Annotated in this window: 9 protein-coding genes; 4 read left to right on the top strand and 5 right to left on the bottom strand. The window is 61.2% G+C overall.

Going from position 1 to position 8,021, the window contains the following annotated elements; genetic code table 11:
- Nucleotides 1-44 precede the first annotated feature (44 nt).
- Nucleotides 45-602: an ABC transporter permease gene (locus LKD37_RS11570; RefSeq protein ID WP_302929359.1), complete on the bottom strand. Its 558-nt coding sequence runs from the start codon at nucleotides 600-602 to the stop codon at nucleotides 45-47.
- Nucleotides 603-1,289: 687 nt separating this feature from the next.
- A complete protein-coding gene (locus LKD37_RS11565) occupies nucleotides 1,290-1,469 on the bottom strand; it encodes a hypothetical protein (protein ID WP_302929358.1) in 180 nt (59 codons plus the stop codon).
- Between the two features lie 130 nt (nucleotides 1,470-1,599).
- Here LKD37_RS11565 and LKD37_RS11560 point away from each other — a divergent pair, with 130 nt between their 5' ends.
- Both LKD37_RS11560 and LKD37_RS11555 read left to right on the top strand, forming a co-directional pair.
- Nucleotides 1,600-2,361 carry a beta/alpha barrel domain-containing protein gene (locus tag LKD37_RS11560; protein WP_302929357.1) on the top strand — a complete coding sequence of 254 codons (762 nt, stop codon included), beginning with the start codon at nucleotides 1,600-1,602 and terminating at the stop codon, nucleotides 2,359-2,361.
- 13 nt (nucleotides 2,362-2,374) lie between these two features.
- Nucleotides 2,375-3,424: a histidine phosphatase family protein gene (locus LKD37_RS11555; protein WP_302929356.1), complete on the top strand. Its 1,050-nt coding sequence runs from the start codon at nucleotides 2,375-2,377 to the stop codon at nucleotides 3,422-3,424.
- A gap of 78 nt (nucleotides 3,425-3,502) precedes the next feature.
- Here the strand turns inward: LKD37_RS11555 and LKD37_RS11550 are convergent, their stop codons facing one another.
- The 3 genes from LKD37_RS11550 to LKD37_RS17610 are packed head-to-tail and all read right to left on the bottom strand — an operon-like array spanning nucleotide 3,503 to nucleotide 5,671.
- On the bottom strand, nucleotides 3,503-4,090 hold the full coding sequence (locus tag LKD37_RS11550) for a hypothetical protein (protein WP_302929355.1): 588 nt from the start codon (nucleotides 4,088-4,090) through the stop codon (nucleotides 3,503-3,505).
- A gap of 60 nt (nucleotides 4,091-4,150) precedes the next feature.
- The gene (locus LKD37_RS11545; protein WP_302929354.1) at nucleotides 4,151-4,840 is read right to left on the bottom strand and encodes a ClpP family protease; all 690 of its coding nucleotides are present in this window, start codon (nucleotides 4,838-4,840) and stop codon (nucleotides 4,151-4,153) included.
- A 60-nt stretch (nucleotides 4,841-4,900) separates the two neighbouring features.
- The gene (locus LKD37_RS17610) at nucleotides 4,901-5,671 is read right to left on the bottom strand and encodes a metalloregulator ArsR/SmtB family transcription factor (protein WP_306414464.1); all 771 of its coding nucleotides are present in this window, start codon (nucleotides 5,669-5,671) and stop codon (nucleotides 4,901-4,903) included.
- A 175-nt stretch (nucleotides 5,672-5,846) separates the two neighbouring features.
- Here LKD37_RS17610 and LKD37_RS11530 point away from each other — a divergent pair, with 175 nt between their 5' ends.
- Together LKD37_RS11530 and LKD37_RS11525 are read left to right on the top strand one after the other, a co-directional pair.
- Nucleotides 5,847-6,065, top strand: coding sequence for a cation transporter (locus LKD37_RS11530; RefSeq protein WP_302929353.1), 219 nt, complete (start codon nucleotides 5,847-5,849; stop codon nucleotides 6,063-6,065).
- Between the two features lie 56 nt (nucleotides 6,066-6,121).
- Nucleotides 6,122-7,999 carry a heavy metal translocating P-type ATPase gene (locus LKD37_RS11525; protein ID WP_302929352.1) on the top strand — a complete coding sequence of 626 codons (1,878 nt, stop codon included), beginning with the start codon at nucleotides 6,122-6,124 and terminating at the stop codon, nucleotides 7,997-7,999.
- Nucleotides 8,000-8,021: the final 22 nt, after the last annotated feature.

The raw sequence follows: 8,021 nt of genomic DNA, 5'->3' as shown, positions 1-8,021 counted from the left end.
GGACGTGGCCGACAAAAGACGGCCACGTCCGTCAGCCGGGATACTTATTCCTCCTCGTCGGGTTCCTGATCCTCCAGGTCGGGAGGTATTTCCCCGCGCCGCAGGCTTTCAAATTGCATGCGTTCCTCGCCTGTCAGCGGTGGAAAAATCAAAACCTGCGGCCAGCGAAAGGTGGCACGCTCTATATTGATCCGTCCACCGGCTGTTCCTTCTAACATTACGGTGCTGCATACCATCATGAATGCCTCGCCAGGTGTTTCTTCTATAACTTTCGCTATGGGATACAGGCCCACCATCTGAAACCGTTCCCACGGATAGAGGTGACGGAAGATACCCAGCAATATCACGGTAATCCCCTTGGTGGATACAATGTATACCCGGCTGAGCGCAATAATCATGGTAAATACCACCGCATTAAATATCAGTCCAAAAATCCAGAATATGACTACGTCAAGGGCTATTGGAGTAGGCGGTTTAAAGTAGGAGATATAGGCGTAGATATAAAACACATCAATTCCTACACCGGATATAATGAAAAACATCATCTGGTCATGCATCCCAGATGGGGAGATACGCATGTTGCCTTTTTCTAATTTCTTCATACAGTCATCCTTACCGGGCCCCTTCGGCCCATACACATATTAGAGCTCCCTCCGCTGCTTCTGCTTCTGCGGCTCGACGAGTATGTTGTTGCTGCGATGTACGTAGAACCGGCTAACTCACTAGGCAGACTATAATCCTTTAAATGTAAATGCGTAAAACCCAACCCCTTTGCATCTTTATTTTTCATTTTAAATTGGTTGACTTCATCTTCAAATTTCTTCAAAGAACTTACCAACTTTTTTAATTCCTGATAGTCGAGTAATATCTCAACACTATCGGTTTACTGTGTTGTTTGTAGTATAAATTTTCACAAAATCAACCTCCCCATCCGTGTTGTATTCTTTTCATAAAGTGGATGCAGGCCTGCGTCTCTACCATATACAACACCACTGCGGCAGTTTTGCAACCGCTTTTTTGCAATTTTGTAAGAATTGGAATATGTCACAAAAGCAGGATGCTTTTGTGAGCATTGTGCCCAGACGAAAAACCGGATTCCTGCCGAATACAGGCAAAAACGGGAATCGCTCCCCGTGGGGGGGGGAGCGACATGGGTGGGGTTCGACTTCTCCTGATAACGCTTTTGTCAAGCCCATTGGATTATTAAAAAATCCTCCTACCATCTCATTTCTGAGGGTAGGAGGATTCGCCAGCTTAACCTGCTGACATTGGGCCGCAGCCCCCGTTTTTCAGCTCATCTTTTCTGCCACCGACTCCAGCGCCTGGTCCATGGCGTTGCCCATGCGCTGCATGGCCTTGCCCACGGCGGTCCTTCTGGGCCGGGGACGCGGCAGAATGATGATCTCCAGCATGGCGCCCGCTACCATTCCGGCGGCCAGGCCCCACAAAAACGTACCGGTTTTACACATCCGTTACCCCTCCTTTTCATGACGCTCTTAGTATGGCCCGGGCCGCAGAAAATCATTCCGCCGCCCTTGCCAAAATCCGGGGAAGTGCGTATAATAATGAGGAAAAATTTGCGCGCACAAGGAGATTTTTATGTCGATCGCACTTTTACAGGAGAAGATCCGTGCCCGGAAAACGCCCCTGGCCCTGGTACTGGGGCCGGAGGCGGACAAGCTGCCCGCCAGGATCACGAAGAATTTCACCGATATGTACGGCCCCGGCGACATGGCCCAGGCGGAGGCTCTGCGCTATCACGGCAGCCAGCTCATCAGCCAGACGGCCCCGCTGCTGCCCGCCGTGGTGCTGCAGGCGGAGCGCTATCTGCGCTATGGCTTCATGGGCATGGACGTGCTGGCCAACCTGGTGAACATGGCCAAGGCCCAGGGACTTTACACCATTGTGGACGCCCGCACCGCCGCCCCGGCGGTGTATGTGGAGGGCGGCATCCGGGCCGACGGCGTCACCGTGACCCCCTATCCCGGCAGCGACGTGTGCCGGGTAGGGGAGGACAAGTCCGTGTTTGCCGCCGTCCGCACCGGCAACCCCTCCGCCCCGGAGATCCAGAATCTGCTGTCCGGTGACCGCCGGCTGTATTTGGCGGCGGCGGACCAGATGGTCCGCCATGGCGCGGCGCTGATGGCGGAGACCGATTACGTCCTGGACGTGAAGGAGCTGCGCAGCCGGGCTCCCAAGGCATTTTTGCTGCTGCTGGGCTGCGACGGGGAGAACGCCCTGCCCGCCTTCGACGATTATGGCCGGGGGGCGCTGATCGCCGACACCGCCCTGCAATACGCCGACGCCGACGCCGTACAGGCTGCCGTCCGGCAGCTGAAGCAGCTGGTCACCGTGCTGTAAGGGAGGGCTTGCTATGACGAAAATCTATCTCATCCGCCACGCCGAGGCCGAGGGCAACCTCTATCGCATCGCCCACGGCCAGGAGGAGGGCCTGATCACCGACTATCGCGGCCCCAGGCAGATGCAGGCCCTGGCCCGGCGGTTCCGGGACATCCCGGTGGACGCCGTATACGCCAGCGACCTGATCCGCACCCAGACCACGGCCCAGGCGGTTTATGTCCCCAAGGGTCTGCCCCTGCACCTGGAGCCCGCCTTCCGGGAGGTGCACATGGGCGTGTGGGAGGGCCTGACCTGGCGCCAGATCGAGACCCGCTGGCCCTTGCAGATGATGGAGTTCAACCACCAGCTGGACCGCTGGCAGGTGGAGGGCTGTGAGACTGCCCAGACCGTGCTGGACCGGTATCTGCCTGCCCTGCGCCGGGTGGCCCGGGAGCATGACGGCCAGACGGTGGCCGTTTTCTCCCACGGCGCGGCCATGCGCATCGTTCTGGGTACGCTTCAGGGGCTGCCCCTGGCGGAGATCGGCCAGTCGCCCCACGGCGACAACACCGCCGTGTCCCTGATCGAGGCCCAGGGGGACGACCTGCGGGTAGTGTTCCGGGACGACAACAGCCACCTGACGGCCCAGGAGGGCCTCTCCACCTTCGGCAAGCAGACCTGGTGGAAAACCAAGGGCATGGTGGAGCCTGGCCAGCTGTATCGCCCGGCCAGCCATGAGCAGGGCCGCCTGTTCGGCGCGCCGGAGGGCGGGCAGGGCACCGCCGTGTGGTACAACGGCCAGGAGCTGATCGGCCTGTACCAGACCGTCCGGGAGCCGGACGCCCTGCGCATCACCTGGTACGCCATGGACCCCATGTGGCGGGGCCGCCGCCAGGGGATCCCGCCTATGGGCCAGATCATCCAGCAGGGGCGGCGGCTGGGCCTGCCTTACCTGCGGCTGACCTGCACCGACGAGAGCCTGCGTCCCTTCTGGCAGCGCCTGGGCTTTCGGGGCGACGGGGCGGAGCTGGAAAAGGATATCCGCCTGCAGATTCCCGACCTGCGGCAGTGGGTCATGGAGTGATCATATCCGAAAAAACGCACCCTCAGCAAGCGGCAAAAGTGCCACTTGCTGAGGGTGCTGCTTCTTTATGGCTGGGTGTTACGCCTGGTTCGTCTCGCTGAAGCTCTCCTCCAGCTGCCGCAGGCCTGCCTCCATCTCCTGGAAGCCGGACAGGTCCGGCTCTGCCAGGGTCTGCTGGGCCAGGGCCAGCTTCTGGCAGAACTGGTGGTTCAGCTCGGCATACTTGGCCCGGGACTGGGCGCACCAGTCCTCCTGCTGCCGGGTCAACTGCCGCAGCTGCTCGATGGCCTTGGCCCGGAACTCCTCCGTCCGCCGGTGGGCGCTGATCTCGATATCGGCGATGTGGTCCTTCAGGGACTGATACTCCGCCGCCTGGGCACGGAGGTACTCCGTTTCCTTCTGGAGCTTCTGGGCCTGCTCCTGGAGCTCCCGGAGCTGTGTCTGCAATTGCAGGCAGGTGTCCGCCGCCGCGCTGTTTTCCAGCACCGCCCGGCGCAGGGTATTCAGCTCGGCCTCCATGGCGCGGTTGCGCTCCTGCAGGCCGTGGTTTTCCTCCTCCAGAGCGGAGACCCGCTGCTGATTTTCCCGGGAGGTCTGCTGGATATAGCTGACCACGTCCTCCCGGTCGAAGCCGCCGAATAACGCTGTTTTGAAATTGGTGTTCATTCCATAGCCCCCCGCTATCCCGTAAATTTGTACACAGTATAGCACAGGGCCCCGACAAAATCAACCGTTTTTCCCGATCATGCCGTAAAGAGCCTCCAGGGCGTCAGACAGGGTGCCCAGCCGGTCAATGAGCCCCAGCTCCACCGCCTGGCTGCCGTACAGAATGGTGCCCACGTCGTTGGACATGTCCCCGTCGGCCAGCATCAGCCGGCGGAAGTCGTCCTGGGTGATGCGGCTGTGCCGGGCCACGAAGGACACGATGCTCTCTTGCACCCGCTCAAAATACCGATAGGACTGGGGTGCGGCGATCATCAGGCCGCTCATGCGCACCGGGTGCACCGTCATGGACGCCGAGGGCACGATGAAGGTCTGCTGTCCGGACACCGCCAGGGGGATGCCGATGGAGTGTCCGCCGCCCAGCACCAGGGTCACCGTGGGCTTGGTCATACCGGCCACCATCTCCGCAATGGCAAGGCCCGCCTCAATGTCGCCGCCCACGGTGTTCAGCAGGAGCAGAACGCCGTCCACCTCCTCCGACTGCTCCAGATGGGCCAGAAGGGGCAGAACGTGCTCATATTTGGTGGTTTTCGTGTTATTGGGGGCCAGGCTGTGGCCCTCCACCTGGCCGATGATGGTCAGGCAGTATATGCTGCCCCGGCTGCTTTCCACCAGGGCCGCGCCCAGGTCGTAAAGACGCGGGGCGCTCTGGTCGCCGGACTGCTCCGGCTGCTGATTGGGTTCCTCCGTCATGGAACGCACCTCCTTATCGGAGATAGCATGTGCATTCCCGGCGAAAACATGCAGGGCGGCTCAGTGTCCGGCGTGGAGCTTCCGGAACTCCGAGGGCAGCATACCGAACACCTTTTTGTACTCGGCGGAGAACTTGCTCTGGCTCTCGTATCCCACTGCCCGGGCCACCTGGGCCAGGCTGTCGCCGGACTCCAGCAGCAGGGCCGACGCCTTTTCCATCCGGTGCTGCCGGATGTGGGCGGCGATGGAGCTGCCGTACTCCGCCTTGAACAGCTCCTTCATGGTGGAGGGATTCATCAGGAACCGGCGGGACAGCTGCTCGATGGTGATGCGGCTGTCCAGGTTTTCCGTCAGCAGCTGGTGGACCTGGTGGATGATCTCCCGCTGCTGGGGCGTCAGGCCGGCGGCGTGCTCCCCGGCGTGGGCGTCCACCGGCGGCAGGTGGGGTGCATGGGGCATGGCCTCCTCCCGGGGGCAGGTGACCTCCACCGTCCGCTCGATGACCTGGTGCAGCAGTCCCGCCACCTCCGTGTCCGCCGCCCGGTAATAGACCTCCTTGCCAATCCGGCGGCTGACCACCAGGCCGCTGTCCTTCAGCTGCCGCAGATGGTGGGAGGCGGCGGGACTGCTCATGCCTACCAGCGCCGCCAGATTCACCACGCACTCCTCGCAGTGGCACAGCAGCCAGAAAATCCGCACCCGGTTGGCATCGGACAGCAGGCGGCACAGGCCCGCCACCGCCTGAAAGCTCTCCGCCTCCTGCATGCAATGCTCCAGCCGGGACAGGTCCCGGTCATTTCCGTGCCGGTGGGGCAGCTCCGTATATTCCATAGCGCACACGCTCCTTCATCATTTTCCCGTTCGGCAGTTCTTTTCGCCCGAACGGCAGGAAAGGGGCAAAGACCGTTGACTTTCCCCGTTTCGTCCATTATAGTACAGTCATCAAGATTAAACAAGTGCTTAATGGTTGAATGCACCGGCCATTGGGCAGGAAAAGGAGTTTGCCATGAAAAAGACCTATCAGATCGAAGTGGACTGCGCCAACTGCGCCAACCTGATGGAGGAGGCCGCCAAGAAAACCGAGGGCGTTGAAAGCGCCGTGGTGAATTTCATGACCCAGAAGATGATCGTGGAGTTCCGGGAGGGGACGGACCCCAAGACGGTGATGAAGGCCGTTCTGAAGAACTGCAAAAAGGTCGAGGACGACTGCGAGATCTATCTGTGAAACACAACGCGTGCCGGAAGCCATTCCGGCACGTCTGCTGAAGGAGGGGAAGAAGCATGACCAAGAAGCAAAAAAAGATGCTCTGCCGCATCATCGTCACGGCGGTGCTGGTCCTGGCCATCCGGCTGTTTTCCATCGGGGGCTTGCCCGGGACGCTGCTGTATCTGGCGGCGTACCTGATCATCGGCTATGACATTCTCCGCAAGGCCGGCAAGGGCATCCTCCGGGGCCAGGTGTTCGACGAGAACTTCCTGATGGCCGTGGCCACCGTGGGCGCCATCGGCCTGGCGTTTTACGAGAAAAGCGGCGACTTCATGGAGGCCGTGGCCGTGATGCTGTTCTATCAGATCGGCGAGCTGTTCCAGAGCTACGCTGTGGGCAAGAGCCGCCGGAACATCACCGCTCTGATGGACATCCGCCCCGACTATGCCAACATTGAGCAGGACGGACAGCTGACTCAGGTGGACCCGGACGATGTGCCCGTGGGGGCCGTCATCGTGGTCCAGCCCGGCGAGAAGGTCCCCCTGGACGGCGTGGTGCTGGAGGGGACCTCCACCCTGAACACCGCCGCCCTCACCGGCGAGAGCCTGCCCCGGGACGTCACCGGCGGCGACGAGATCGTCAGCGGCTGCATCAACATGACCGGCGTGCTGAAGATCCGCACCACCAAAGCCTTCGGCGAGTCCACCGTGTCCAAGATTCTGGAGCTGGTGGAAAATTCCAGCTCCCACAAGTCCAAGTCCGAGAACTTCATCTCCAAGTTCGCCCGGGTGTATACCCCCGCCGTGTGCGGGGCGGCCCTGGCCCTGGCGGTACTGCCGCCGGTGTTGCGTCTGCTGACGGGGCTTGACGGCGACTGGGGCACCTGGCTGTACCGCGCCCTGTCCTTCCTGGTGGTCAGCTGCCCCTGCGCCCTGGTGATCAGCATTCCCCTGAGCTTCTTTGCGGGCCTGGGCGGCGCCAGCCACGAGGGCATCCTCATCAAGGGCTCCAACTATCTGGAAACCCTGTCCAAAACCAAAACCGTGGTGTTTGACAAAACCGGCACCCTGACCCAGGGGGTGTTCGACGTCACCGGCGTCCACCACAATCAGCTTCCCCGGGAAAAGGTGCTGGAATACGCCGCCCTGGCGGAGTGCGCCTCCTCCCACCCCATCAGCAAGAGCCTGCAGCGGGCCCACGGCGGCCCCATTGACCGCCAGCGGGTCACGGATATCCGGGAATACAGCGGCAACGGCGTGGTGGCCAGGGTGGACGGTGTCAACGTGGCCGTGGGCAACGATAAGCTCATGGATAAGCTGGGCATTGCCTGGCACGATTGCCACAGCGTGGGTACCATTATCCACCTGGCCCTGGACGGCCAGTACGCCGGCCATATTGTCATCTCCGATGTGGAGAAGCCCCACGCTAAGGACGCCATCGCCGCCCTGAAGCGTATCGGCGTGGAAAAAACCGTGATGCTCACCGGTGACCGGGCCAAGGTGGCGGATCACGTGGCGCAGGATCTGGGGGTGGACGAGGTGCACAGCGAGCTGCTGCCTGCTGATAAGGTATCCCAGGTAGAGCGGCTGCTGAGCCGGGCCGGCGGCAAGCTGGCCTTTGTAGGCGACGGCATCAACGACGCACCGGTGCTGTCCCGGGCCGATATCGGCATCGCCATGGGAGCCATGGGCTCCGACGCGGCCATCGAGGCGGCGGACGTGGTGCTGATGGACGACGATCCCCTGAAGATCGCCAAGGCCATCCGTATCTCCCGCAAGTGCATCCGCATCGTATATGAGAACATCGCCTTTGCCCTGATTGTCAAGGCCCTGTGCCTGCTGCTGGTGGCCGTGGGCGCGGCCAACATGTGGGCCGCGATCTTCGGCGACGTGGGCGTGATGGTCATCGCCGTTCTCAACGCCATCCGTGCTTTGCGGGTAAGCAAGCTGTGATGAAACCACAAATTAAATAAGA

The organism is Brotocaccenecus cirricatena (genome assembly GCF_020687045.1).
GTDB lineage: Bacteria > Bacillota > Clostridia > Oscillospirales > Oscillospiraceae > Vescimonas > Vescimonas cirricatena.
The sequence above is the reverse complement of the archived record's forward strand: the minus strand, read 5'-3'. Positions and strand labels throughout refer to the sequence as shown.

Coding starts and splice junctions, on each gene's coding strand:
- LKD37_RS11570 (WP_302929359.1), bottom strand. CDS start 602: ATGAAGAAATTAGAAAAAGGCAACATGCGTATCTCCCCATCTGGGATG.
- LKD37_RS11565 (WP_302929358.1), bottom strand. CDS start 1,469: ATGTGTAAAACCGGTACGTTTTTGTGGGGCCTGGCCGCCGGAATGGTA.
- LKD37_RS11560 (WP_302929357.1), top strand. CDS start 1,600: ATGTCGATCGCACTTTTACAGGAGAAGATCCGTGCCCGGAAAACGCCC.
- LKD37_RS11555 (WP_302929356.1), top strand. CDS start 2,375: ATGACGAAAATCTATCTCATCCGCCACGCCGAGGCCGAGGGCAACCTC.
- LKD37_RS11550 (WP_302929355.1), bottom strand. CDS start 4,090: ATGAACACCAATTTCAAAACAGCGTTATTCGGCGGCTTCGACCGGGAG.
- LKD37_RS11545 (WP_302929354.1), bottom strand. CDS start 4,840: ATGACGGAGGAACCCAATCAGCAGCCGGAGCAGTCCGGCGACCAGAGC.
- LKD37_RS17610 (WP_306414464.1), bottom strand. CDS start 5,671: ATGGAATATACGGAGCTGCCCCACCGGCACGGAAATGACCGGGACCTG.
- LKD37_RS11530 (WP_302929353.1), top strand. CDS start 5,847: ATGAAAAAGACCTATCAGATCGAAGTGGACTGCGCCAACTGCGCCAAC.
- LKD37_RS11525 (WP_302929352.1), top strand. CDS start 6,122: ATGACCAAGAAGCAAAAAAAGATGCTCTGCCGCATCATCGTCACGGCG.